Origin of the sequence: Diaphorobacter sp. JS3050, assembly GCF_013154915.1 — a bacterium.
GTDB lineage: Bacteria > Pseudomonadota > Gammaproteobacteria > Burkholderiales > Burkholderiaceae_C > Diaphorobacter > Diaphorobacter nitroreducens.
The window spans coordinates 3,570,001-3,594,416 of sequence record NZ_CP053553.1; the positions used below are offsets into that span (position 1 = coordinate 3,570,001).

Consider the following 24,416-nt stretch of genomic DNA (forward strand, 5'->3'; position numbering starts at 1 on the left):
AGGCATTGCGCCCCACCACGGCGGCAGCCGACTTGAACAGCACCTCCACCGAAGGCTTGTGCCGGTTGACCGGCGGGCTGTCATCCACCACCGCTACATAGTTGGCGCCGCTGCGTGCCAGGTAGAACTGCCGCCCCCCCGGCGCAATATAGGCATGGCCGGGCAGAATCCGCTCGCCGTTCACCGCCTCTTTGACCGTGATCTGGCACAGGCTGTTGAGCCGCGCGGCAAAACTGGTGGTGAACCCTGGCGGCATGTGCTGGGTGATCACGATGGCCGGAGAGTCCGCCGGCATATGGATCAGGACCTCGCGGATGGCCTCGGTGCCGCCGGTCGACGCGCCAATGCAGATCACCTTTTCGGTAGAGACGCGCCCCAGCAGCGCCGACGCCGCGGGAGCGGGGGCCGCCGCGGGAGCGGCACCTGCATCGGGGTGGACAATGGCGGCAGCGCTGCGCGCGGGGGCGCGCCGCACATGGGCCACGGCCGCAACGCGGATCTTGTCCACGATCTGAGCCGCCAATTCGTTCAGTCCGCTGGACAGCCCCACGCGTGGCTTGGCGACGAAATCCACGGCCCCCAGTTCGAGCGCCCGCATGGTCACTTCGGCGCCGCGCTCGGTCAGGGTCGAGATCATCACCACGGGCATCGGCCGCAGGCGCATCAAGCGCCCGAGGAAGTCGATGCCGTCCATGCGCGGCATCTCCACATCGAGCGTGATCACGTCGGGATTTTTCTCACGGATCATCTCGCGCGCGATCAGCGGGTCGTTGGCCGTGCCGATGCACTCCATGTCGCTCTGGCGGTTGATGATCTCCGACAGCAGGCTGCGCACCAATGCCGAATCGTCCACCACGATCACCCTGATCTTGCCGCTCATGCCTTTCAAATCCTTGCTGTGTTGTTAGTGCCGCCGATCAGAACAGATCCACGGAGCCTCCGCTGGTGGCGCGCGCCACGGTAGCCGCGTTGCCCCGCACCACTTCCTGCTCCAGCGTTTCGGGATGGGCATGCGCCAGGCGCTTGACCATTACCTTGCCTGTCACCGGAAAGAACACCACTTTGCGCGGATAGATGTCGAGCACGTCCTCCGACACCACCGGAATGCGCTCCGTGGCCAGATAGTCTTGCACAAAGCGGGTGTTGCGCTCGCCCACGTTGAGCGTGGTGAAGTTGTGCATCACCTGGGCACCGCCGAAGATCTTGGCCTGCAGCGTCTCGCGGCGAGCGCCCAGCTTCATCATCTCATTGATGAGCAGTTCCATGGCGTAGGAACCATACCGGCCCGACGCATCGGCGCTGTCCCCCTCGGGCAGCATGAAGTGGTTCATGCCTCCCACGCGCATGCGGCTGTCCCACAGGCAGGCGGCAATGCACGATCCCAGCACCGTCATGATGGCCAGGCTGTCGTGCGAGACAAAAAACTCGCCTGGCAAGACCTTCACCGCGTTGTGCTGGAAATGGTGATCAAAAAAGAAGAACGATGCCTCACCCGGCCTGCGCGGACAGGCCTTGAGCTCCTGGAGCGTCATGGCAGGCGCGGTGCCTGCGGAGGCATTCACAGGCAGAGGCGTGATGCGGGGCGTGCGCCGGCGCTCCAGGCCCCCGCCCGGCAAGGCAGAGGGCCGTGGATCAGCTCCGGGTGGGGTGCTCATGGATGGCCAGCGCCTCGCGGTAGGTCAAAAATGCCCGTATCAGATGCGTTCGTACACCGTCTTGCCTCGCAGGGCAAAAAGGTCGCGCGAATCGCTGAAGTTCTCGGCATGTCCCACGAACAGCATGCCGCCGGGCTTGAGCACACGGTGGATGCGCTCCAGCACCCGCCGCTGGGTGGGGCCGTCAAAATAAATCATCACGTTGCGGCAAAAGACCACGTCGAAGGGCTCGCGGAACGGCCAGTCGTCGCGGATCAGGTTCACGCTCAGGAACTCGATGGGTTTGCGCAACTCGGGGCGCACACGCGCCAGCCCGGCGTTGCCGCCCTTGCCGCGCAGAAAGAAGCGCTGCAGACGCTCTTGGCTCAAGCCCTTCAGACCGTCGAGGCGATAGACCCCGCGAGCGGCCGTGGCCAGCACCCGCGAATCGATGTCGCTGGCCGTCAGCTTGAAAGACGCGTTGTTGCCCAGGGTTTCCAGGACGGTCATCGCGATCGAGTAAGGTTCTTCGCCGGTCGATGCCGCATTGCACCAGATGTTCCATGGCCCGGCAGAGCGCATGCGCAGCAGCGACGCCAGGATCTCGAAATGGTGTTGCTCGCGAAAGAACGCCGTGAGGTTGGTGGTCAGGGCGTTCACGAACTCCTGCCACTCCGGCCCGTCGTGGCCTTCCAGCCAGCTCAGGTACTCGTGAAAGCTGTCGTACCCGGTATCGCGCAGGCGGCGCGACAGGCGGCTGTACACCATGGCGTGCTTGCCATCATGCAGGCTGATGCCGGCGCGCTGGTAGATCAGGGACTGCACCCGCGCGAAGTCCTGATGGGTCCAGGCGAACTCGCGCCCTTCGCCACTCTCGGCCACGGGAGCAGCAGCCCCCGCAGCCGGGCGGGCCGGACGCCGCGGCGCGGCGGTGGGGCTGGCGGTCAGGCTCATGGCGCGCTCGTCAACGTGTGTATAGCGGGAAGGCTGCGGCTCGCCGCATCAGTCCCCTGCCATGGCAAGGCCCATGTCCATGCCGGCCATGAGTTTTTCGATGTCCAGCAGGATGAGCATGCGGTCGCCCACCGAGCCAAGCCCGCGGATGCACTGCGCGTCGATGGAGCTCTCGATGTCCGGGGCGGTGCGTACCTGCTCGGGGGTCAGCTCCATCACGTCGCTCACGGAATCCACCACGATGCCCACCACCCGCTCGCGCAGGTTCAGGATGATGACGACCGTGAAGCTGTTGTACTCGGCCTGCGCACAGTTGAAGCGCAGCCGCATGTCCACGATCGGCACGATGGTGCCTCGCAGGTTGGTCACCCCTTTGATGAAAGCCGGCGCATGGGCGATGCGCGTGGGGTTTTCATAGCCGCGGATTTCCTGCACCTTGAGGATGTCGATGCCGTATTCCTCCTGGCCCAGGCGGAACGTCAGGTATTCCCTCGCGCCCGCAGCCGTGGTCTCTGCACCCTTGTCCACCAGACTCATGCCCTCACTCCTCGTCGTTCAGCGTTTCGCAATTCAGTGGCGCGCACGGCGCACCAGGGCAGCCGTGTCCAGAATCAAGGCCACGGTGCCATCCCCCAGAATGGTGGCGCCCGACACGTTGGGCACCTTGCGGTAGTTGGTCTCCAGGTTCTTCACCACCACCTGGTGCTGCCCCAGCAGTTCGTCGACCAGCACCGCCACGCGGCTGCCATCGGCCTCCACCACCACCATGATGCTGCTGGTCGAATTCGCGTCGGGGCGCGGCACCTGGAAGATCTTCTCCAGCGCCACCACGGGCATGTATTCGTCGCGCACCTTCACCAGCTGGGAGCCCTGGGCCACGGTGTTCACTTCGCCACCGTTGACCTGGAACGACTCCACCACTGACGACAGCGGCAGGATGTACACCTCGTCGCTCACGCCTACCGACATGCCGTCCATGATGGCCAGCGTCAGCGGCAGGCGCACGGACACACGCATGCCGTAGCCTTCAGCGGAATCAATCTCCACCGAACCACCCAGCGCGGTGATGTTGCGCTTGACCACGTCCATGCCCACGCCGCGGCCCGAGACATCGGTCACCACATCCGCCGTGGAGAACCCGGGCGCGAAGATCAGGTTCCAGACCTCGCTGTCGGGCATGGCGTCGGAAACATCCAGCCCACGCTCGCGCGCCTTCTTGAGGATCTTCTCGCGCGACATGCCCTTGCCGTCGTCGCGCACCTCGATCACGATGGAGCCCCCCTGGTGCGATGCCGACAGCGTGATGGTGCCGTGTTCTGGCTTGCCCGCAGCCAGGCGGTCGGCGGGCATCTCGATGCCGTGGTCGCAGCTGTTGCGCACCAGGTGGGTCAGCGGGTCGGTGATCTTCTCGACCAGGCTCTTGTCCAGTTCGGTCGCCTCGCCGTGGGTGACGAAATCCACCTTCTTGCCCAGCTTGCCCGCCAAGTCACGCAGCATGCGCGGGAAGCGGTTGAACACGATCGACATGGGAATCATGCGGATCGACATCACGGATTCCTGCAGGTCGCGCGTGTTGCGGTCCAGGTCGGCCAGGCCTGCCAGCAGTTGCTGGTAGACGCCCGCATCCAGGCCACGGCTGTTCTGCGCCAGCATGGCCTGGGTGATGACCAGTTCGCCCACCAGGTTGATGAGCTGATCCACCTTGCTCACCGCCACGCGGATGGTGGACGATTCCATGGAGGCCTGCGCGCCGCCCTTGGCCTCGGCGGAGGCGGCACGCGCGGCGGGCCGCTCAGCGGCACTGGCCGGTGCGGCGGCAGGAGCGGCCTCGACAGGCACGCCCGGCGCGCCGGCAAAGAAGCCGTACGGCTCGGCCAGGGCCGCAGCGGATGGCTCCAGCGGCTCATGGGCCTCTTGCGCGGCAGGCGCCGCGGAAGCCGCCGCGTCGTGGATGGCCACCTGCTCCTTCGCCACATGGAATGCGAACAGGTCCAGCAGATCCTCGTCCGTGGACGTGGTCTGCACTGCGAACCGGCGCATGCCGGGGCGGTCTTCCGGCAGATCGTTGATGCTGCCCAAGCCCGGGATGTCGCGGAACAGGTCCTTGATCGCATCGGCCAATGTCACCTGGGCCAATGGACCGATGTGGATCTCCAGCGAGCGAGCGCCGCCGGGGACCGCCGCAGCGGGCACCACCGGCGCCACCGCGGGCGTGGGCGCAGGTGCCGCAGCAACCACAGGCGCTGGAGCGGGTACCGCTGCGGCGGGCGCTGCCGCTGGCACGGCGCCGGCTGCCAGTTCGCTGATGCGGCGCACGAGGTCATGCGTGGAAACCGCCTCACCCTGCCCGCCCGCCTGATGGCGTGCCAGCAGGCTGCGCGAGGCGTCCGCCGACTCCAGCAGCACGTCCACCATCTGCGGGATCAGCTGCAGTTCGTGGCGACGCAGCCGGTCCAGCAGCGATTCCATTTGGTGCGTGAGTTCCGCCACATCCGAAAAACCGAAGGTGGCCGAGCCGCCCTTGATGGAATGCGCGCAGCGGAAGATGCCGTTCAGCTCTTCGTCGTTGGCGGCATCCACGTCCAGGTCCAGCAGCATCTGCTCCATCTGGTCCAGGTTCTCGCCGGCCTCTTCGAAGAAGATCTGATAGAACTGGCTGAGGTCAAAGTCCGCGCCTGCGCCCTCTTGGTAGGTATCCGCCATGGTCCCGAGTTCCTGTGTGCTACGTCGTAGGTGTTGGTGTGGCCGGCGCGATCAGCGGATGACCTTTTGGATCACTTCGATGAGGCGCGTGGGGTCGAACGGCTTGACCAGCCAGCCGGTGGCGCCCGCGCTGCGGCCGGCCTGCTTCATCTGGTCGCTGGATTCCGTCGTGAGGATGAGGATGGGAATGCTCTTGAAGCGCGGATGCTCGCGCAGCTTGCGCGTGAGGCCGATGCCGTCCAGGCGCGGCATGTTCTGGTCGGCCAGCACCAGATGGATGTCGTGGGTCTCGGCCTTTTCCAGCGCGTCCTGGCCATCCACCGCTTCCACCACGTGGTACCCCGCTCCGGTGAGCGTGAAGGAAACCATTTTCCGCATGGACGGAGAATCATCGACCGCAAGAATGGACTGCATGTAAAGCTCCAACGACTTTTGATTTGAATAAGGTTAATGGGTTGGGAGATACGGGAACCGCGCCTGGATCAGAACAGCTCGATCGAGCCGGCCTCCATCTCGCTTTGCGTGACAGGGTTGGGCCGATCGGGCACCACGCCCTCCAGCGGCGCGGCGTCCTCCCCCTCTTCTTGTCCCATGGTCTCGGCCGCCAGGCGAAAGGCGCATCCCTGCAACACCTTGGTAGTGTGGATGATGAGCTGGGTCGCCATGTCGTGAAACTGCAACTCCGTCACTGCACTGCGCAAGGCGGTGCGCAGATCGGCCAACTCTGCCGACGCGCCGATGAGCTCATCCGTCAGCGAGGCGTTGGCCTCGCCGAAACGCGCGAGCAGATTCTCGGTGGCGTGGTTGAGCAGCCCTTCCAGCCGGTGCAGGTCGTGCATGGCCATCAGCAGGGAATCCTGCAACTCGGCCGCCACCATGACGGGCACCTGCGCGGCAGGCCCATCTGGCGTATTTAATGTGGAAGATTGCATCGTTTCTCCATAGCTGCTGGCGCATAGCCGGCGGCACCATCGTCCGGGGCCCAATCCTGTCGCCTGTGCTGCAGCATTACGGCATCCGTTGTACCGCGCCACAGGCTGGAATGACCGTTTCGGGCCCCAATTTGTTCCAATATGTATCCTATGATACCCACTCCCACCGATCTTGAGGCCCCGAAAAGACCCGTGCGAGTGCTGCATCTCGAGGACTCAACCGCCGACCACGCGCTGGTGCGGCTGACGCTGCGGCGCGCCGGGCTGTCCCATGAGATCCACCAGGTGGACTCCCTGGAGGCCTTCACCGGGTGGCTGGAGCGGGAATCGTTCGACGTGATCCTGGCGGACTACCGCCTGCCCGGCTTCACGGCGCTGGATGCCTGGCGCATCGTGGACCAATGCCCGGGGCACCCGCCCTTCGTGCTGCTGTCCGGCGCGATCGGCGAGGCCGCCGCGGTGGACGCCATGCGGCTGGGCTTTGCCGACTACCTGCTCAAGGACGACATGGCACGCCTGCCGCATGTGCTGGCGCGTGCGATGGAGGTCGCGCAGGCCCGCCGCGCGCGCGAGGAGGCCGCGGCCGAGTTGGCCGAGTCCCGGCAGCAGCTGGCCGACCTGGCCGAGCACCTGCAGACCTCCATCGAGGAGGAGCGCGCCGCCATCGCGCGCGAGATCCATGACGACATCGGCGGCGCTCTGGCCGCGGTGAAATTCGACCTGGCGTGGATCGGCCGCCACGCCGGTGAGGACGGCCTGCGCGAGCATGCCAGCACCGCCACCGAGATGCTGCAGCACGCCATCGACGCGGCACAGCGCCTCATGATGAACCTGCGCCCGCCCGTGCTGGACCAGGGCCTCGTCGCCGCCGTGCGCTGGCTGGCCGAGACCTTCGAGCGCCGCACGCGCATCCCCGTGCGCGTCACCGCCAGCCGCGAGGCGCTGGACGTGCCGCCCGCGCTGCAACTGGTGGCCTACCGCACCGCGCAAGAGGCGCTGACCAACGTGCAAAAGCACGCGCAGGCCGGCCAGGTGCGCATCGACCTGTCGGACCACGAGGACGTGCTGACGCTGGAGGTGACCGACGACGGCCGCGGCATGGCGCCCGAGATGCGCAAGAAGCCCCGCTCCTTCGGCCTGCAGGGCCTGCAGGAGCGCGCGCGGCGCGCGGGCGGCTGGATGGACATCAGCAGCCGGCCGGGCCATGGCACGTCGGTGATCATGACCGTGCCGCTAACATCGCCCGCAGGCAAAGCAGGAGATGTGCAGTGATCCAGGTGGTGCTATGCGATGACCATGCCGTGCTGCGGCGCGGCATACGCGACACGCTGACCGAGTCGCCCGATATCCACGTGACCGGCGAGGCCGGCAGTTATCCCGAGTTGCGCGAGGTGCTGCGCACGGCCGCCTGCGACGTGCTGCTGCTGGACCTGAACCTGCCCGGGCGCAGCGGCCTGGAGGTGATGGCCAGCCTGAAAGAGACGCACCCGGACATCAAGGTGCTGATCGTCTCGATGTATCCCGAGGACCAGTACGCGCTGCGCTGCCTGAAGGCCGGGGCGCACGGCTACGCCAACAAGGCGGGCGACCCGGTGCAGCTCATCGCCGCGGTGCAGACCATCGTGCAGGGGCGCAAGTACCTCACGCCCGAGGTGGCGCAGTTGCTGGCCGACAGCCTGGCGCAGCCCACGCCCGAGCTGCCGCATGAATCGCTGTCGGAGCGCGAACTGCAGACGCTGGTGAAGATCGCCTCGGGCAAGCGCCTGTCGGACATCGCCGAGGAGCTGATGCTCAGCCCCAAGACCGTGAGCGTGTACCGCGCGCGGGTGCTGGAAAAGCTCAAGCTGGCCAACAACGCGGAGCTGACGGTGTACGCGATCCGCAATCGGTTGGTATGAAAACAATAGCTGCCACCGCTTGATGCACAGGCATTTCAATATGTTTTGATATTGAGAATGGCTTGCAGCAAGCGCTGGCAGCTCTCTTTTTTGACTGGCTAACGCGGCGCGGCGAACAGCTCGATGGACTGCTGCAGCAGCGCCAGCATGGGCTGCTCCAGCATCGGCAGCGTGGCCGTGATGCCCAGCATGCCCACGGTGAGCGTGACCGGGAAGCCCACGGCATAGATGTTCATCTGCGGCGCCACGCGCGAGATGATGCCCAGGGTCAGGTTCACAAACAGCAGCAGCGCAATCATGGGCAGCGCGATCCACAAAGCGCTGGAGAACAGCGACGCGCCCAGCTCGTGCAGCCGCATCTGCCCGATGGCCTGCAGAAAGTTGCCGCCCACGGGGAAGCTGTCGAAACTCTTGACCACGGCCATCAACACCATCAGGTGGCCGTTGATCACCACGAACAGCAGCATGGAGATGTTGCCGAAGAAGCGCGCCACCGCGCTCACCTGCGCATTGCTCGCGGGGTCGAAGAATGAAGCGAAGTTCAGGCCCATCTGCAGGCCGATGATTTCGCCGGCCAGCTCCACGGCCGCGAACACCAGACGCACCGCAAAGCCCATCGCCAGGCCAATCCCCACCTGCTGCACCACCGCGCCCGCGGCCTCGCGGCTGTTCAGGCTGATGACCGGCTGCTCGGGCAGCACTGCCTGCGCGCACACCGCCACCAAAAAGGCCAGCCCGATGCGCGTGCGCACCGGGATCACGCGCATCGAGAACACCGGCGCCGACGTGAACAGCGCCAGCACGCGCAGGAACGGCCACAGCACCGGCGACAGCCAGGCCATGATCTGCGCCTCGGTGAAGGTGATCAAGATGCCTACCCGACGACGGACGGAATGGCCTCGATCGTGCGGCGCAGGAAGTCCACCAGCGTGGTCAGCATCCACGGCCCGGCGATCGCGAACACCACCACGGCCGCGATCAGCTTGGGCACGAAGGCCAGCGTGGCCTCGTGGATCTGCGTCACGGCCTGGAAGATGCTCACCAGCAGGCCCACGGCCATCACCACCCCCAGCACCGGCATGGCGATCATCAGCAGCAGGGTGAGGGCGTCACGGCCCATGGTGAGCACGAACTGGGAGGTCATGCGGAATCCTTCACGTCGCGAAGCTCGCGGCCAGCGAGCCGATGAGCAGGTTCCAGCCATCGGCCAGCACGAACAGCATGAGCTTGAACGGCAGCGCCACCAGCACCGGCGACAGCATCATCATGCCCAGCGACATGAGCACGCTGGAGACCACCATGTCGATGATCAGGAACGGAATGAAGATCATGAAGCCGATCTGGAAGGCCGACTTCAGCTCGCTGGTCACGAAGGCCGGCACCAGCACGCGCAGCGGCGCGGTCTCGGCCGTCACGCCCTCGTCCAGCTTGGCCAGGCGTGCGAACAGCGCGAAGTCGGACTGGCGCGTCTGCTTGAGCATGAAGCCGCGCATGGGCGCCTCGGCCTTCTGGATGGCCTGCTCGAAGGTGATGGCGTTGGTGGTGTAGGGCACGTAGGCCTCCTGGTACACCTTGTCCAGCGTGGGCCCCATGACGAACAGCGTGAGGAACAGCGACAGGCCGATGATGACCTGGTTGGGCGGCGCGGACTGCGTGCCGATGGCCTGGCGCAGCAGCGACAGCACGATCACGATGCGCGTGAAGCCCGTCATCATGAGCAGCACGGCCGGCAGGAACGACAGCGCCGTGAAGAACAGCAGCGTCTGGATGGGCACCGAGTAGCTCGTGCCGCCCGGCCCCGAGCCGATCACCAGCGGCAGCGCACCCGCGGGCTGCTGCTGCGCCCAGGCGGCGCCCGCCAGCAGCAGGCCAGCCGCACCGGCCGCGATGCCGCGCACGGCCTTATGCATGGCCGCCTCCGCCCGCATGCGCCGGTTGTACGGTCTGCGCGCGCGCGGCCGCCATCTCTGTGGCGAACGAAGGCGCTGGCGCCGACCCCGGCGCTGCAGCCGCCGACAGTACATGCAGGCAGTTGATCTGCTGCGCGGTCACGCCCAGCACCAGCAGCGTGCGCTGCTGCGGCGGGCCGACCTCCACGGTCACCACGCGCTGCTGCGGCCCCACGGCCACCGCCGAAAGCACACGCGAGGCACCGCCCGCATGGGCCTGCAAGCCGGCCTGGCGCTGCTGCAGCCGGCGAATCAGCCACGGCAGGGCCGCCAGCGCGCCGACGAACAGCACCACCAGCAGCAGCGTCTGCGTCATATCCACGCTATCCACGGCTGACGCGGCGCAGCCGCTCCGAAGGCGTGACCACGTCGGTCAGGCGGATACCGAACTTGTCGTTCACCACCACCACTTCACCCTGGGCGATGAGGTAGCCGTTGACCAGCACGTCCATGGGCTCGCCGGCCAGCGCGTCCAGCTCCACCACCGAGCCCTGGGCCAGCTGCAGGATGTATTTGATCGGCACCTTGGTGCGGCCCAGTTCCACCGACAGCTGCACCGGAATGTCCAGGACCATGTTGATGTCGTGCACCTGCGGCTCGCCGCCGGCGGCATAGGGGCGCGCGGGCTCGCCCGACAACGGGCCTCCCTGCTCGGCATCGATGGTCTGCCCGTCGACGCGCTTTTGTTCTTCCAGCGCCTCGGCCCAGCCGGCAAACGGGTCGTCCGCAGCGGACCCGCCAGAGTTGTCGTTGTGGTCGGATTCAGTTGACATTCTTTTCTCCCATCCAGTGCGCTTCGGCACCGCGCAGGCATTCCTCGATGCGGATCGCGTACTTGGAGTTGTGCGTGCCGTACTGGCACTCGAAAACGGGCACCCCCTCGATGGAGGCGCGGATGCGCGGCTCGCGCTCCAGTTCGATGAAGTCGCCCGGCTTCATGGCCAGCAGTTGCTCCACCGTGGCGTCGGCGCGCGCCAACTCGGCCACCAGGGTGACCTCGGCGGCCTGGATCTCGCGCGTGAGCACGCGCACCCAGCGCCGGTCCACCTCGATCGCGTCACCCTGCACCGACGAGTACAGCACGTCGCGGATAGGCTCCAGCGTGGCATACGGCATGCAGATGTGGATCGCGCCGGCCAGGTCGCCGATCTCCAGTTGGAAGGCGGTGGACACCACGATCTCGCTGGGCGTGGCGATGTTGGCGAACTGCGGCTGCATCTCCGAGCGCTGGTAGGCCAGCTCCAGGGGGTAGATGCCTTGCCAGGCCTTCTTGTACTCTGCGCAGATCACGTCCACCAGGCGGTTGATCACGCGCTGTTCGGTGGCGGAGAAGTCACGCCCTTCGATGCGGGTCTGGAACTTGCCCACGCCGCCGTACAGCGTGTCGATGATGCCGAACACGAGCGACGGTTCGCACACGACCAGGCCGCTGCCGCGCAGCGGGCGAATGGCGACGATGTTGAAGTTGGTCGGCACCACCAGCTCGCGCAGGAAGGCGCTGTAGCGCTGCACCGACACGGTGCCCACGGAGATCTCAGGGCTGCGGCGGATGAAATTGAACAGGCCGATGCGGAAGTTGCGCGCAAACCGCTCGTTGACGATTTCCATCGTCGGCATGCGGCCGCGCACGATGCGCTCCTGGCTGGAGATGTCGTAGTTGCGGACGGCGCCGGCCTCGATCTCCTCCTTGACGGTCTTCTGGCTTTCGCCCGTCACGCCCTCCAGCAGGGCATCAACTTCTTCCTGGGACAGAAAGGACTCACTCATGGCTGCAACCTTTCCTCACTGGATGATGAAGCTGGAGAACAGCACCTGCCGCACCGGATTGGTGTCGGCGCGGGGACGGGGTTCTTCTTCTTCGACATCCTCGTCCAAGGGATCGCGGCTGGCCGAGCGCTTGCGCGGCTTGGGCACGCTGTAGCCCAGCGGGCGCGACACTTCGCGGCGGATGTCCACCGCCAGCTTCTCCTTGCCCTCGCGCGTCAGCAACTCGTCGGTCGTTCGCTGCGACAGCAGCAGCAATACGCCGCTGCGGATGGTGGGCATGTAGGCCTTCACCTGGTCCGCCGTCTTGCCGTCGGCCAGCTCCAGCGTGATGCCCACCTGGGCAAAGCGGTCGCCGCCGGGGTCGGCCAGGTTGACCACCATGTTGTCCATGGGCAGGAAGGTGGGAGGTGTCTTGGGCGTGCCCGCCTGGGCGACTGCCCGGCCGCCGCCCTCCTCGTCCTCGGCCGCGTGGCGCTGGGACAGCATCATCCAGGCTGCGGCGCCGCCCGCCACCAGCACCAGGGCGAGAACGGCCAGGATGATGATCAGTTTCTTGCTTTTGGCCGGGGCAGCAGTGTTGTCGGACACGTTGGGGCTTTCTTGCGCAACAAGGGCAGGGGAAGTGGGCCGCGGGCGGCGGGCCGAAAGGCCCTTCCCCGCAGTGATGGCCGATTATTGAACGCCCCGGCGCCCCGCGAAAGCCTGAATAAGCGCCCAAAACCCGGGTTTTCAGCCGCATGCGCCCCGATGCGCACCGCTGCCGCCGGTGCCGCCGGTGCGGCACAGGGGCCACCCGGGGGATGCGTCAGACGAAGATATCCACCGAGCGCTCGGCCACGCCCCGTCCGCCGCCTGCCTGCCCCGCAGGCGCGGCGGCCTGCACGGCGGCCTGGCGCGCGCCCGGGCGGCCCTCGTCCCGCCGGCCCTGCCGGTCGGCGGCACCGCCACCCGCCGTGTCCACCGTCACGCCGGCGAGCTGCAGCCCCTCGCGCTGCAGCATCTCGCGCAGCTGGGCCGTGCTGCCGTCCAGCCACTGGCGCGCATCGGCTTGGTCGCTGCGGAAGGTCACATGCGCCTCGTCGCCCGTGAGCGCCACCCTCACCTCCACGGGCCGGCCATCCTGGTCCAGCGTCAGTTCGGCATTCTGGGTTTTCTGGTGCACCCAGTAGGCCACCTGCTCGGCCAACTGATCCGCCAGGGCGTCCTCTGCCCCGGCCATGCCCGCCAGCGTGGCGTCGGCCGGCTCCAGCCCGGCCCCCTCGGCAGGTGACCTGAAAGGCTCCGCGCCCGAAGTGCCCGCGGCAGCGTCCGCACCCCGCAGTCCCGCGGGGGTGGCGGCCCCGCCCGCGCCCGCCGCTGCGGAGCCAGGAGCGGCGCCCGAGATGCCCGCGGGGGCTGCCTGCGCAGCCATCCATTCGCCGGGCTGGGCCTGCAACGGCGCACCAGCGACGGGCACGGCGTCGCGCCGCTGCGCGGTCGCATCCACGGCCTGGGACACCTGCGCCGCAAGGTGCGACACCGTGTCCGCTGCCTGCTGCAGGCCAGAGCCCGCCGCATGGGCACCGGCGCGCAAGGCATCCCCCGCGGCGACGGTGGCGTCCTGTGCCGCAGCCTGCAGTGCCATGCCTTGCGCGCGCCAGGCTGTGCCGCGGCCCGCGGCGCCGCCGGGCCCCGCCATGGAGGCCCCGCCCTGCAGAGCCGCCCGCTCCGCCGCGCCGTCCAGCAGGGCGGTCTGCCCCACCAGCGTATCCTGCCCCGCGCGCACCAGGCCCAGGCCCAGGCGGCCGGCCAGGGCATCCGCCTCGGCTGCGAGCGCCTCACCCGTCCGCTGCGCGAGCGCGGCTCCCGGCTGAAGACCCGCCGCCCAGGCCGCCAGCGCGCCCGCGTCCGGCAGCGCCTCGGGCGACTGCAATGCCTCGCCAGCCACCGACAGCGTGTCCAGCACCGTGGCCGCGCCCTCGCCGCCCAGAGCGGCCAGCAACAGGGCAAAGCCGTCGCCCTGCGCTGCCGCCTTGTCCTCAGCGGCGCTGCCAGCCTTGGCGGAGGCGCCCCTGGCGCCGCGCGCCTCGTGCGCAGCCGTGGAAGGCGAGGAGGAAATACGGGTCTGTTCCATGGTCAATACTCCTGATCCTGCGGGGAGCGTGCCCCCCGCCCGGCGCGCAACGCGGCGCGCTCATCGGTTTGTTTCTGCTCACGGCGCTGCTGCTGTAAGGCCACCTCGGCGCGCCGCCGCTCCAGCACCTTGCGCAGGCTGGCCAGGCGCAGTTCGGCCTCCAGCAGCGTCTGCCGGGCCTTGTCCACACGCACGTCCTGCCCGCTCACCACGCCCGTCTGCAGGCCGATGGCATGGTCCAGCCGGCCCATGAATTGGTAGTGGTGGTACATCACCTCGGGTTGCATGGCGCTGTCGGCCTTCATGCCCCAGCGGCCTTGCGTTTCCGCGGCGTAGCCCGTGAGCTGCTCCAGCTGGGCCTGTGCGGCGTGGCGCGCGTCCTGCACGTTCTTGAGCGCCTGGCGCGCGGCGTCGCGCCGGCGTTCGGCCAGCTCCACCGCCACCTCGAAGGCCTTCAGCGACGACATGCGGCGTGCCCTCCCATTGCCCTAGCCTCACGCGCCTTCCAGCGCCTGGCCCATGGCGGCGATGCTGTCGTCCATGGGAGCGGCCTCGAACATGCTCTGCTGCAAAAAGGCTGTCATGCCCGGCTGCAGGCGGATCGCCTCGTCCAGCTGCGGGTCGGATCCGCTCATGTATGCGCCGACCTGGATCAAATCGCGGCTCTTCTGATAGCGCGAGTACACCGCGCGGAAGCCGCGCGCCAGCTCGAAGTGCGCGCGCGGCACGACGTTGTGCATCACGCGCGAGGCAGATTGCTCGATGTCGATGGCCGGGTAGTGCCCGCTTTCGGCCAGCGCGCGCGACAGCACGATGTGCCCGTCCAGGATCGCGCGGGCCGCGTCGGCGATCGGGTCCTGCTGGTCGTCGCCCTCGGACAGCACGGTGTAGAAGGCGGTAATGGAGCCCACGCCGTTCAACCCGTTGCCGCTGCGCTCCACCAACGCCGGCAGCTTGGCGAAGCAGCTGGGCGGGTAGCCCTTGGTGGCCGGGGGCTCACCGATCGCCAGGGCGATCTCGCGCTGCGCCATGGCGTAGCGCGTGAGCGAGTCCATGAGCAGCAGCACATGCTGGCCCTTGTCGCGGAAGTGCTCGGCAATCGCCGTGGCATAGGCCGCGCCCTGCATGCGCAGGAGCGGCGGTGCATCGGCCGGTGCGGCCACCACCACGGCGCGGCCGCGGTCCTGCACGCCCAGGATGTCTTCGACGAATTCCTTGACCTCGCGCCCGCGCTCGCCAATCAGGCCGACCACGATCACGTCGGCCTGGGTGTAGCGGGCCATCATGCCCAGCAGGACGCTCTTGCCCACGCCCGAGCCGGCGAACAGGCCCAGCCGCTGGCCACGGCCCACGGTGAGCAGGGCATTGATGGCGCGCACGCCGGTGTCCAGCGGCTCGCGCACCGGGTCGCGCTCCATGGCATTGATGGGGCTGCGGTCCATGGGCTGGGCCGTCACCTGCGCCAGCGGTCCCGCATGGTCCAGGGGGTTGCCCTGCGAATCCACCACACGGCCCAGCAGGCCGTCACCCATGGGAAGAAGCAGTGCGCCCACGCCCGCGCCGGCTTCCTCCCCCGGCGCCGCGCCCAGGTGCAACGCCGGCACGTAGGCGGGAGCCGGCATCACGCTGGCGCCGCTGGACAGGCCATGGATGTCCCCTGCAGGCATCAGGTAGGCCGTGTCGCCCGCGAACCCCACCACCTCGGCCAGCACTGGCTCCTGGCCGCTCATCTGCACCTGGCACTGCGACCCCACGGGCACGCGGATGCCGGTGGCTTCGAGTACCAGGCCGGTCAGGCGGGTGAGCGTGCCGCGCGTCTCCAGCGGCTGCTCCGGTGCCAGGCGCGCGCGCGCCTGTGCCATGAAATCATCCCAGGCGCGGGCCGGCTCAATCGCCATGGTCTACGTCCTTCCAGGCCGCGGTCAGACCCAGCGCGGCAATGGCGCGGCGCCAGCGCTTGTCCAGCGACCCGTCCACCACCATGCCGCCCGACTCCACCTGGCAGTCGCCGGGCTCCACGGCGGTGTCGGCCAGCCACTGGATGCGGCCGGCGGGAAACTCCTCCCGCAGCGGCTGCTCCAGCGCGGCCCAGTCGCCCGGGTTCAGGCGCACGGTGGCGGGCCGCGCCTCGCTGACCAGCATGCCCAGCGCCTCGCGCACCACGGGCAGCACCGCCTGGGAATTGCCCGCAACCTCCTGGCGCACCACCTGGCGCGCGATGTCGCAGGCCAGTTGCAATACCTCCTGCGCCATGCCCTGCTGCATGCCGGTGAAGCTTTCTTCCAGCGCCTGGGCGAGCCGGGCCAGCCGCTCGGCGCCTTCGCGCCCCTGGCCGGCCACGTAGTCGTCCATGCGCTGCTGCCACTGCAGCCGCGTCTGCTCCTGGCCTTCGGCCAGGCCCTGGGCATAGCCCTCTTCGCGCGCCTGCTGCACCAGGGCCTGGTGCTGCGCCTCGTCGATACCGGGCGCAACGGGCTCCGCATCGGGCTCCAGCACCGGCGGCTCGGGCGCCAGCGGCTGGCTGCCCGGGGGAAACTCCACGTCACCGAACTCCCAACGGGTGACGTCGCCCACCTCTTCGCGCGGGATGAAGCGGGTGTAATAACGCAGGGACCGGGTCATTGATCAGTCCTACACAAAGGCGTCGTCGCCGCCGCTGGCCAGCGCGATCTGGCCCTCGTCGGCCAGGCGCCGCACCGTCTTGAGGATTTCCTTTTGCTGCGCCTCCACCTCGGACAGGCGCATCGGGCCGCGCGACTCCAGGTCTTCGCGCAGCGCCTCTGCGGCGCGCGAGGACATGTTGGACAGAATCTTGTCGCGCACCTCGGGCTGCGCCCCCTTGAGCGCAACCACCAGTGTCTCGGAAGCCACTTCGCGCAGCACGGTCTGGATGGCGCGGTTGTCGAGCTTGACGATGTCGTCGAACACGAACATCTTGTCCATGATCTTCTGGGCCAGGTCCATGTCATAGCCGCGAATGGACTCCAGCACCGCCGCATCCATGCCCGAGCCCAGCAGGTTGATGATCTCGGCCGCCGCCTTGATGCCGCCCAGCGAGCTCTTGCGCACCTTGTCGCCGCCGGCCAGCACCTTGAACAGGACCTCGTTCAGGTCCTTCAAGGCCGTGGGCTGTATGCCCTCCAGCGTGGCGATGCGCAGCATCACTTCGCTGCGCTGGCGCTCGGTCAGGTGCATCAGGATGGCCGAGGATTGCTCCGCGTCCAGGTGCACCAGGATGGCCGCGACGATCTGCGGATGCTCGTTGCGCAGCAGTTCGGCCACCGACAGCGGGTCCATCCACTTCAGGCTTTCGATGCCCGACACGTCGCCGCCCTGCAGGATGCGGTCGATCAGCAACGCGGCCTTGTCGTCGCCCAGGGCGCGCTTGAGCACGGCACGCACGTAGTTGCTGGTGTCGGACACCAGCAGGCTTTGCGCGGCCGCGTCGCTGGTGAAACGGTTGAGCACCTCGTCCACCTTCTCGCGGGAGACGGTGCGCATGCGCGCGATGGTCTCGCCCAGCTTCTGCACTTCCTTGGGCGACAGATGCTTGAAGACCTCGGCGGCCTCTTCCTCGCCCAGGGACATCAGCATGATGGCGGCGTCGTTCAGGCCTTGCTCGTCCATGACAGTCTCGTGATTCGGTGCGGGCCGGCGGCGTCAGTCGCCATTGACCCAGGTTTTGAGGATGCTGGCCACCGCGACGGGGTTGTCGCGGGCCAGTTGGCGCGCCTCTTCCAGGCGCAGTTGCTCCGCCGTGGGCTGCAGCTCTTCGGGTTGCGCGGGTGCCGGCAGGCCGGGGCGCTGCAATTCTTCGGAGGCGATGGCACTCAGCTGCGCCCCCGCCGGCTGCTGCGCCGCCATCTGCACGGCGCGGGCACGAGCCTTGAGCGCCGGGCGCAGCAGCCCCAGCAGCAGGATGGCCGCGGCCAGCGAAATGCCCAGCGGCCAGCCCAGCGTCTTGGCCAACTCGATCGTTTCGGGCTGCTTCCACAGCGGCAGTTCGCCCGCGGGGGCCTCCTCCACCAGGAAGGGGGCATTCATGAGGTTGACGGAATCGCCGCGCTCCTTGTTGAAGCCGATCGTCTCGCGCACCAGCGCCGTCATCTGCTCCAGCTGTTCAGGCGTCAGCGCCTTGTTCACCGCGGGCTTGCCCGGCCCTTCGCTCACGGGCTGGTAGTTCACCACCACGGCCGCGTTCACGCGCTTGATGGCGCCGGCGCCGCCGCGCGTCACCTGGGTGGTCTTGTCCACCTCGTAGTTGGTGATGGACTCGCGCTTGCCCTGGCCCGCAGCGCCGCTGCCCGGAGCGCCCCCGGCCGCCGTGGGCGCGGGGTTGGCACCGTTGATGGGAGCTGCGGAGGCCTGCGGCGGCTGGTTGGTCACCGCGCCAGGCACGCCCGTGGGTGGCTGCGCGCCGGGCGTGCCGCCGCTTTCCACCACCTGCTGGCTGCGTACGGCGCTGGCATCGGGCGCCAGGTTGGGCTTGTGCTGCTCGACGGTGGACTCGGTCTGGTTGAAGTCCACTTCGGCGGTCACCTGGGCCTTCACGTTGTTCTTGCCCACGACGGGCTCCAGCAGGTCCAGGATGCGGCGCGCGTACTGCTGCTCGATCTGCTGTACATAGGCCAGTTGCTGCGCATCCACGCCGGCGCCGGCCATGTCGGGCGTCTGCGACAGCAGCTTGCCCGTATCGTCCAGCACGCTCACGGCTGAGGGAGCGAGTTCCGGCACGCTGGAGGCCACCAGGTGCACGATGCCTGCGAGCTGCGCGCGGTCCAGGAAGCGCCCGGGGTACAGGCTGAGCAGCACGGAGGCCGAGGGCTTTTGCTGTTCGCGGAAGAAACCGTTCTGCTGCGGCAGCGCCAGGTGCACGCGCGCGCTTTGCACCGACGCCAGCGCCTGAATGGAGCGCGTCAGCTCGCCCTCCAGGCCGCGCTGAAAGTTCAGCCGCTCCTGGAACTGGGTTACGCCAAAGCGATTGCCCTCCATCAGCTCGAAGCCGGTCACCGAGCCCTTGGGCAGGCCCTGCGTGGCCAGGCGCAGGCGCACATCGTGCACCCGGTCGCTGGGCACCATGATGGCGCCGCCGCCTTCGGTGTATTTGTAGGGCACGTTCATGGTGGCCAGCTGCGCCACGATGGCGCCGCCGTCCTTGTCATTCAGGCCCGAGAACAGCACCCGGTAATCGGGCTGGCGGCCGTAGAAGAAAACCGCCGCCAACACCGCCAGCACCAGCACCGCTGCGGCGCCCAGGCGCAGGCGCGCGGTGCGGTCAAGCGACGCCAGCCGCTGCAGCGGGCCAGTGCTGGCGGCGGCGGGCGGGGTCACGGGAACTTCGGCAACTGCAGACATGGTGGTTTCCAAGGGGGTCTGGCGCCAGGCAAGACTCTGGCGGTGTCCCGATTATGAGAGCACCCCCCACCGCCATTGGCCGAATTAGCCGCGCCTTTGGCCATCATTTCCAAGCGCCGCCGGGCCGCCAAACGCCTACGATTGCCCCATCCCGAGCCTTCCCCCAGAGCACCATCATGGACCTGCGCATCAACAGCCCCCAGCTTCCCGTCACCGGCACGCAGGTGGCGCGCCGCGTCACGGCGCCCCAGGACAGCGTGCAGGAAGCCGGTTTCTCGTCCGCCTTCAAAAGCGCCCTGCAATCGGTCAGCGCCGCCCAGGACCGATCCAGCAGCCTGCAGCGCGAAGTGCAGTTGGAAAACCCCAACGTCAGCATCGAAGAGACCATGGTGTCGATGCAAAAGGCGCAAATCGGCTTCCAGGCCACGCTGCATGTGCGCAACCGCATGGTGCAGGCTTACACCGACATCATGAACATGCAGGTGTGAGAACGCTGACGACGGGCGGGTGATTGCTGCGTTATTGATAGCTGTCAGCGCTTGTCAAATAAAGGCGCAAGGCCAAAACAACACTCGTCATCCCCGCGCAGGCGGGGATCCATGCCCCCGCCGTCGCCAAGTCGTCCCTACTGTGGATTCCCGCCTTCGCGGGAATGACAGGTGACGTGGCACACGCTTCGTTATTGATAGCTACCAGCGCTTGACATACAAGCGCTGGAGCCATTTTTGGTATGACGGCGATCAGTGCATCACCTGCGGCTGGCCCTCGAACAGGTGGTCAAACTGCACCAGCCAGGGCTCGGCCAGGCAGCGGATTTGTGCGTCGTTGCGCAAGATGCGCTGCATGATGCGGGCCTTTTCCTTGCGGTGCTCGGGAGCCAGGTCCTGCTGGCGGGCCTCAAAGCGCAGTTGCTCGATCAGCACGGCGCAGGCGCCTTCGTAGCGCACCACCTCGTCCCAGTCTTTCTGGCGGGCGGCTTCCAGCATCTTGGCGCTGCTGTCTTCGATGGCCTTGTAGTAATCAATCAGCATATTGGACATTTTTCAGACCTCCGCCAGCGCGGTTTGCACCGCTTCGTTGGCCGCTTCGTTGTTTTTCTTCATGTCTTTCCAGCCTTGCGCAATCGGCTCAATCAAGCGAACCACTTCTTGCATCATGGCATCGTCGTTGCGTGCGTTGGCCAGAACCAGACGGCGCAAGCTGTAGTCATACACGGCCCCCAGGTTCTGGGCCAGTTCGCCACCGGCCTCGCGGTCCAGCGCCGTCATCAAGCCTTCCTCCAGAATACGCACGGCTTTGGTGATGCTGTTGCATTTAGTCAGCACATCACCGCGCGCCAGTGCACCACGGGCAGTGGCAATGGCATTCAGAACACCGTCCAGCAGCAAGTTGACCAACTGGTATTGGTCAATGGTGTGCATGCTGGTTTCGACATTGATGCGCTGGTACGCGGAGGCGGCACGGGAGTTAAAAGCGCTAAACATGGCGGTGGTCCTTGAACAATCTGCTATTCAATTTATCGGCAGACTGCCGCAAAACTGAAGCATTTCTCCATGCAACCGTTCACTTCGAAGAGCTGCTGTTCCAGGTGGTCACCTGCTGGGCGATGTAGGCGTTGAGGGCGTTGAGCGTGCTCATGCGCACATCCAGCGCCGTATAACGGGCGCTGAGGGATTTCTCCAGACTGGCTGCACGATCCTCCACGCGCTCCACATCTTTCGCGTTGCGATCAAGCGCGTTCTTCAGCAGCTTGTCCTTGCTGACAAAAAAACCATCGACCCCCAGTAACCCGTCGGTCACCGCTTTGATCTTGCCGGCCACGCCATCACTCACGCTGCCGCCGTCCGCACCACGAAAGAACGCCTTGACCGCATCGGGATCGGCAAGCGCCTTGTCCAGCTTGGCGGTATCCACCGCCAGATCACCTGTGGGCCGCAACGGGTCTGAGCCGCTGGCAGAGACGATGCCGACGTCCGACAGCGTTTTGAGTGCGCCCGCCCCCGTTCCGGTAGCCACCGACTGCAGCGCCTTGCGTAGCGTGCTCTGCAGCGCAACTGCAGTGGAATCCCCCTGCAGCAGGCCCGCAGTTTGGGTGTCTTTGTCGTAGCTGGTGATGTCGTTGAGCGCCCTGTTGACGGCGTTGTAGGCCTTGACGAAATCATCTATCGTTTTCTTGGCTGCAGTGGAATCCTTGGCCACCGTGATCTCGATCGGCGCCGTCGTTTCCTGCAACGCGCTGAACGTCACGCCAGCCACGGTGTTGGCAAACGTGTTGGTGGCCGAAGTCACCCCAATTCCGTTGACAGTTGCCTTGGCATTGGCGGCCAGGCTCGTCGTGGCGCCCGCGACCAGACGCGACAACCCAAGTGAGTCGGCATCTTCGCCGTCGCTGTCGGAAACCGAAACCCTGAAGCCCGCCTCCTCGCCCGTGCTCTTGCCGCGAAGGAGCAGACGCTCGCCCGATGCGTCCGAGAGAATGGTGGCAGTTACGCCACCTTTGGCACCGTTGATCTTGCCGGCAATGTCGGCCAGCGTGTCGTTGGGACCCACTTCAATTTCCAGCGCGAGGCCAGCGCCTGCGGAAAAAGTGGACGCATCGCTCCACTTGCCCGTCTCCAAACGCAAGGTGCCCTGCCCCACCGCCCCGCCTACGGGCAGCATGGCGGCGGACGTAGTGTTTTGCGCCTTGGCCAGGCTTTGCACCTCTACGTTGAACGAGGTGGCCACAGTGCCACCCACGGCCGATGCCGTCACAGCGTCAGGTTTGGATGAAGTGGCTGCCACCGCGTTCCAGCCCGTCACGCTGGTGAGTTTGCCCGCGGCATCTGACAGTGCCGATACCAGCGACTTGATCTGCCCGAAAGTGGAGATCTTGGCCTGGGTCATCTGTGCCTGGGTCTGGAGACCATTGGCCCGTGTGATGGGCAGGCGAGCGATGTCCACAGACGCCTTGATAAGCCCATTGACATCAACACTGCCGCCAAGGCCTACGCCAATGGATGAAAAGCTGGCCATGATCACCTCCTGAAAAGCGCGTGCTGGACGGGTAACAGATATATGGAATTATCTGCCCCCAAGGCCATGCGCATTGCGCCAATAAGCACCCGGAAAGCCGCCAATCCCGGGCGCCAATCCATCGCTCCAGCCATAAAGCAACAAGGCGGGGGCAACTATTCATCGCCACCGCCTCATCTCATATCAAGGCCGCTTTTTTGTAGGTGCGGCCTTTCCCAACAGACTCACGCTTAACGCAACAGCGACAGCACGCCCTGGGGCAGCTGGTTGGCCTGGGCCACCATGGCTGTGCCTGCCTGCTGCAGGATCTGGGCGCGCGACAGGTTGGCGGTCTCAGCCGCGAAGTCAGCGTCCTGGATGCGGCTGCGCGAGGCGGACATGTTCTCTGCATTGGTCTGCAGATTGTTCACCGTGGTCTCAAAGCGAGACTGCAGGGCACCGTAGGCAGCGCGCTGGCCGCTGATGGCCGAGATCGCAGCGTCCACGATGGCCAGCGTGCGGTTGGCGCCGTCCACGGTGCTCACGTCCATGTTCTGCACGGTCTGCAGTTGGCTGGCAGATGCAGTGTTGGCCTTCAGGAAGCCGCCGCCTGCCGCGGCACCGGCGTCGTCTGTAACGCTGAACGACTTGGACGAGTCCAGCGTCAGCTGGCCCGTGATCACCAGGTCGTCGGTGCCAAAGGCGCCCGCGCCCTCCGCGCCCGCAATGCCGGCGCCCGCACCGCCGATCAGCGCACCGCCCGCGGCATCCGTCACGCTGATGGTGTTGGCGGCCACAGAGTCATTGACCATGCGAATGTCGTTACCCGATGCGTTCGTCAGGATCAGGCCATCACCTTTGTCATTCACGCGGGCCGTCACGCCGGTCTTGGCAGAAGCGTCATTGAATGCCTTGGCGGCATCGCTCAGGCCATCGGCGTTGAGCTTGGAGCCGATCGTGAACGAGATCGTCACGGCCTGGGCTGAGTCATTGTCGGAGGCCACCTTGAGGGTGTAGGAGTTGCCTGCGGTCAGGCCGGACAGGCCCACTTCGGTGCGTGCAGTGGCGCTCACGCCGGTCTTTTCGGTCTGTGCATTGACCGCAGCCGCAACGTCCTTGGCGGACGCTTCTGCAGCGTAGTCCACATCAGCGCTGCCGTAGGCGCCATTGATGGTGAGGGTGCCTCCAGCCGTAATGGCCGATGCCCCCACCGCGCCCTGCGCCACAACTGCGTCGGCCGTGCTGCCCAGCGTCAGGTCGCCTGCGCCGCCCGTGGTCGTGGCAGAAGTGCCACCAATGCGGTAGTTGCCATAAGCGCTGGTGCTGAAGTTGGACGAAGTCGCCGTGATGGTCTGGTTGGCATTGGCGCCCACCTGGAAGGCTGCGCTGGTGAAGGAACCATCCAACAGCTTGCGGCCGTTGAAATCGGTGGTCTTGGCAATGCGGTCCAACTCCGAGGTGAGCTGGTTCACTTCGGCATTCAGGGCCTGGCGATCCGAAGCGCTGTTGGTGGCGTTGGCCGACTGCACGGCCAGCTCACGCACGCGCTGCAGGATGTCGCCCGAGCTCTTGAGCGCGCCTTCAGCCGTCTGCGCCAACGAAATGCCGTCGTTGGAGTTGCGCACGGCCTGGTTCAGGCCGCGGATCTGGCTGGTGAAGCGCTCGGAAATAGCCAAGCCAGCAGCATCGTCCTTGGCGCTGTTGATACGCAGGCCGGAGGACAGACGGTTGATGGTGGTGTTAAGCGCATTCTGGCTGATGCCCAGGTTGCGCTGTGCCGTCAACGAAGGGACGTTGGTGTTGATCGTGGCTGCCATGATTACTCTCCTAAAAAACTGATTGAGCGATGGCGTTGCCGCCAACTGGAACCAGAACCGTCTGGCCTCAGCGTTCACAACGCCTACCTAGGCTGTTTGTTGAACGGCGGGGCGCGATTCACTACTTCATGCGTCCCGTTATGTAGGTTTTCGGACCGCTGGCAGATAACTTTAGGGCCACGACTTGAGAATGTGATGGTGAATTGCAAGGTAAGTTGCCCATTGATACACGGATAGGTCTCCTGGGCTTTTGTTAGGTTCCATATCTATCCGCCCGGCAGCCACTGCCCTCGCCAGGAC

General features: G+C 66.5%; 27 protein-coding genes (1 of these 27 running past the window's edge). 3 read left to right on the forward strand and 24 right to left on the reverse strand.

Annotation, left to right across the window (positions count from 1 at the left end; translation table 11 throughout):
• From HND92_RS16995 to HND92_RS17025, 7 genes are all read right to left on the reverse strand, one after another.
• Window positions 1–880: the 5' portion of a chemotaxis response regulator protein-glutamate methylesterase gene (locus HND92_RS16995; RefSeq protein WP_103738837.1), read on the reverse strand. It extends 233 nt beyond the left edge of the window; only the first 880 of its 1,113 coding nucleotides appear in the window; the start codon lies at window positions 878–880; its stop codon lies off the left edge, out of view.
• Between the two features lie 37 nt (window positions 881–917).
• Window positions 918–1,532: a chemoreceptor glutamine deamidase CheD gene (gene cheD, locus HND92_RS17000; protein WP_371814900.1), complete on the reverse strand. Its 615-nt coding sequence runs from the start codon at window positions 1,530–1,532 to the stop codon at window positions 918–920.
• A gap of 162 nt (window positions 1,533–1,694) precedes the next feature.
• Window positions 1,695–2,588: a CheR family methyltransferase gene (locus HND92_RS17005; RefSeq protein WP_172208667.1), complete on the reverse strand. Its 894-nt coding sequence runs from the start codon at window positions 2,586–2,588 to the stop codon at window positions 1,695–1,697.
• Between the two features lie 48 nt (window positions 2,589–2,636).
• On the reverse strand, window positions 2,637–3,125 hold the full coding sequence (locus tag HND92_RS17010; RefSeq protein WP_011806876.1) for a chemotaxis protein CheW: 489 nt from the start codon (window positions 3,123–3,125) through the stop codon (window positions 2,637–2,639).
• Between the two features lie 33 nt (window positions 3,126–3,158).
• Complete coding sequence (locus HND92_RS17015; protein ID WP_172208669.1) at window positions 3,159–5,291, reverse strand: chemotaxis protein CheA; 2,133 nt, start codon at window positions 5,289–5,291, stop codon at window positions 3,159–3,161.
• Window positions 5,292–5,342: 51 nt separating this feature from the next.
• Entirely contained in the window at window positions 5,343–5,705 is a 363-nt protein-coding gene (locus HND92_RS17020; protein ID WP_011806878.1) for a response regulator, read from the reverse strand.
• 68 nt (window positions 5,706–5,773) lie between these two features.
• Window positions 5,774–6,223, reverse strand: a complete 450-nt coding sequence (locus tag HND92_RS17025) for a hypothetical protein (protein ID WP_172208671.1) — start codon at window positions 6,221–6,223, stop codon at window positions 5,774–5,776.
• Between the two features lie 150 nt (window positions 6,224–6,373).
• Between HND92_RS17025 and HND92_RS17030 the strand changes: the two genes are divergently transcribed.
• Both HND92_RS17030 and HND92_RS17035 read left to right on the forward strand, forming a co-directional pair.
• Window positions 6,374–7,495, forward strand: coding sequence for an ATP-binding protein (locus HND92_RS17030; protein WP_172208673.1), 1,122 nt, complete (start codon window positions 6,374–6,376; stop codon window positions 7,493–7,495).
• The gene (locus HND92_RS17035; RefSeq protein WP_103738840.1) at window positions 7,492–8,121 is read left to right on the forward strand and encodes a response regulator transcription factor; all 630 of its coding nucleotides are present in this window, start codon (window positions 7,492–7,494) and stop codon (window positions 8,119–8,121) included. Before HND92_RS17030 ends, HND92_RS17035 begins: the two co-directional genes overlap by 4 nt.
• Before the next feature lie 98 nt (window positions 8,122–8,219).
• Here the strand turns inward: HND92_RS17035 and fliR are convergent, their stop codons facing one another.
• The 13 genes from fliR to fliF form a co-directional block, all read right to left on the reverse strand.
• Complete coding sequence (gene fliR / locus HND92_RS17040) at window positions 8,220–8,990, reverse strand: flagellar biosynthetic protein FliR (protein ID WP_172208675.1); 771 nt, start codon at window positions 8,988–8,990, stop codon at window positions 8,220–8,222.
• A gap of 5 nt (window positions 8,991–8,995) precedes the next feature.
• On the reverse strand, window positions 8,996–9,265 hold the full coding sequence (gene fliQ / locus HND92_RS17045; protein ID WP_011806883.1) for a flagellar biosynthesis protein FliQ: 270 nt from the start codon (window positions 9,263–9,265) through the stop codon (window positions 8,996–8,998).
• Window positions 9,266–9,275: 10 nt separating this feature from the next.
• On the reverse strand, window positions 9,276–10,031 hold the full coding sequence (fliP, locus tag HND92_RS17050) for a flagellar type III secretion system pore protein FliP (RefSeq protein ID WP_011806884.1): 756 nt from the start codon (window positions 10,029–10,031) through the stop codon (window positions 9,276–9,278).
• Window positions 10,024–10,386 (reverse strand): flagellar biosynthetic protein FliO, encoded by a 363-nt coding sequence (locus HND92_RS17055; protein ID WP_172208677.1) that lies wholly within the window; start codon window positions 10,384–10,386, stop codon window positions 10,024–10,026. The genes fliP and HND92_RS17055 overlap by 8 nt, the downstream gene beginning before the upstream one ends.
• 7 nt (window positions 10,387–10,393) lie before the next feature.
• Entirely contained in the window at window positions 10,394–10,843 is a 450-nt protein-coding gene (gene fliN, locus HND92_RS17060) for a flagellar motor switch protein FliN (protein ID WP_011806886.1), read from the reverse strand.
• On the reverse strand, window positions 10,833–11,837 hold the full coding sequence (fliM, locus tag HND92_RS17065) for a flagellar motor switch protein FliM (protein WP_011806887.1): 1,005 nt from the start codon (window positions 11,835–11,837) through the stop codon (window positions 10,833–10,835). The genes fliN and fliM overlap by 11 nt, the downstream gene beginning before the upstream one ends.
• 15 nt (window positions 11,838–11,852) lie before the next feature.
• Window positions 11,853–12,425 (reverse strand): flagellar basal body-associated protein FliL, encoded by a 573-nt coding sequence (gene fliL, locus HND92_RS17070; protein ID WP_088888282.1) that lies wholly within the window; start codon window positions 12,423–12,425, stop codon window positions 11,853–11,855.
• Between the two features lie 217 nt (window positions 12,426–12,642).
• The gene (locus HND92_RS17075) at window positions 12,643–13,950 is read right to left on the reverse strand and encodes a flagellar hook-length control protein FliK (protein WP_172208679.1); all 1,308 of its coding nucleotides are present in this window, start codon (window positions 13,948–13,950) and stop codon (window positions 12,643–12,645) included.
• A gap of 2 nt (window positions 13,951–13,952) precedes the next feature.
• Window positions 13,953–14,417, reverse strand: a complete 465-nt coding sequence (fliJ, locus tag HND92_RS17080) for a flagellar export protein FliJ (protein WP_172208681.1) — start codon at window positions 14,415–14,417, stop codon at window positions 13,953–13,955.
• Window positions 14,418–14,444: 27 nt separating this feature from the next.
• Complete coding sequence (gene fliI / locus HND92_RS17085) at window positions 14,445–15,848, reverse strand: flagellar protein export ATPase FliI (protein WP_172208683.1); 1,404 nt, start codon at window positions 15,846–15,848, stop codon at window positions 14,445–14,447.
• Window positions 15,838–16,572 (reverse strand): FliH/SctL family protein, encoded by a 735-nt coding sequence (locus HND92_RS17090; protein WP_172208685.1) that lies wholly within the window; start codon window positions 16,570–16,572, stop codon window positions 15,838–15,840. The genes fliI and HND92_RS17090 overlap by 11 nt, the downstream gene beginning before the upstream one ends.
• 9 nt (window positions 16,573–16,581) lie before the next feature.
• Entirely contained in the window at window positions 16,582–17,577 is a 996-nt protein-coding gene (gene fliG / locus HND92_RS17095; RefSeq protein WP_011806893.1) for a flagellar motor switch protein FliG, read from the reverse strand.
• A 33-nt stretch (window positions 17,578–17,610) separates the two neighbouring features.
• Window positions 17,611–19,305: a flagellar basal-body MS-ring/collar protein FliF gene (fliF, locus tag HND92_RS17100; protein ID WP_172208687.1), complete on the reverse strand. Its 1,695-nt coding sequence runs from the start codon at window positions 19,303–19,305 to the stop codon at window positions 17,611–17,613.
• A 176-nt stretch (window positions 19,306–19,481) separates the two neighbouring features.
• Between fliF and fliE the strand changes: the two genes are divergently transcribed.
• Window positions 19,482–19,793: a flagellar hook-basal body complex protein FliE gene (gene fliE, locus HND92_RS17105; RefSeq protein ID WP_172208689.1), complete on the forward strand. Its 312-nt coding sequence runs from the start codon at window positions 19,482–19,484 to the stop codon at window positions 19,791–19,793.
• A gap of 252 nt (window positions 19,794–20,045) precedes the next feature.
• On the opposite strand, the gene HND92_RS17110 is transcribed toward fliE, so the two are convergent.
• From HND92_RS17110 to HND92_RS17125, 4 genes are all read right to left on the reverse strand, one after another.
• Entirely contained in the window at window positions 20,046–20,345 is a 300-nt protein-coding gene (locus HND92_RS17110; protein WP_172208691.1) for a flagellar protein FliT, read from the reverse strand.
• A 3-nt stretch (window positions 20,346–20,348) separates the two neighbouring features.
• Window positions 20,349–20,789 (reverse strand): flagellar export chaperone FliS, encoded by a 441-nt coding sequence (fliS, locus tag HND92_RS17115; RefSeq protein WP_172208693.1) that lies wholly within the window; start codon window positions 20,787–20,789, stop codon window positions 20,349–20,351.
• 79 nt (window positions 20,790–20,868) lie between these two features.
• Window positions 20,869–22,320 (reverse strand): flagellar filament capping protein FliD, encoded by a 1,452-nt coding sequence (gene fliD / locus HND92_RS17120; RefSeq protein ID WP_172208695.1) that lies wholly within the window; start codon window positions 22,318–22,320, stop codon window positions 20,869–20,871.
• Between the two features lie 230 nt (window positions 22,321–22,550).
• A complete protein-coding gene (locus HND92_RS17125) occupies window positions 22,551–24,116 on the reverse strand; it encodes a flagellin (protein ID WP_172208697.1) in 1,566 nt (521 codons plus the stop codon).
• Between the last annotated feature and the right edge of the window lie 300 nt (window positions 24,117–24,416).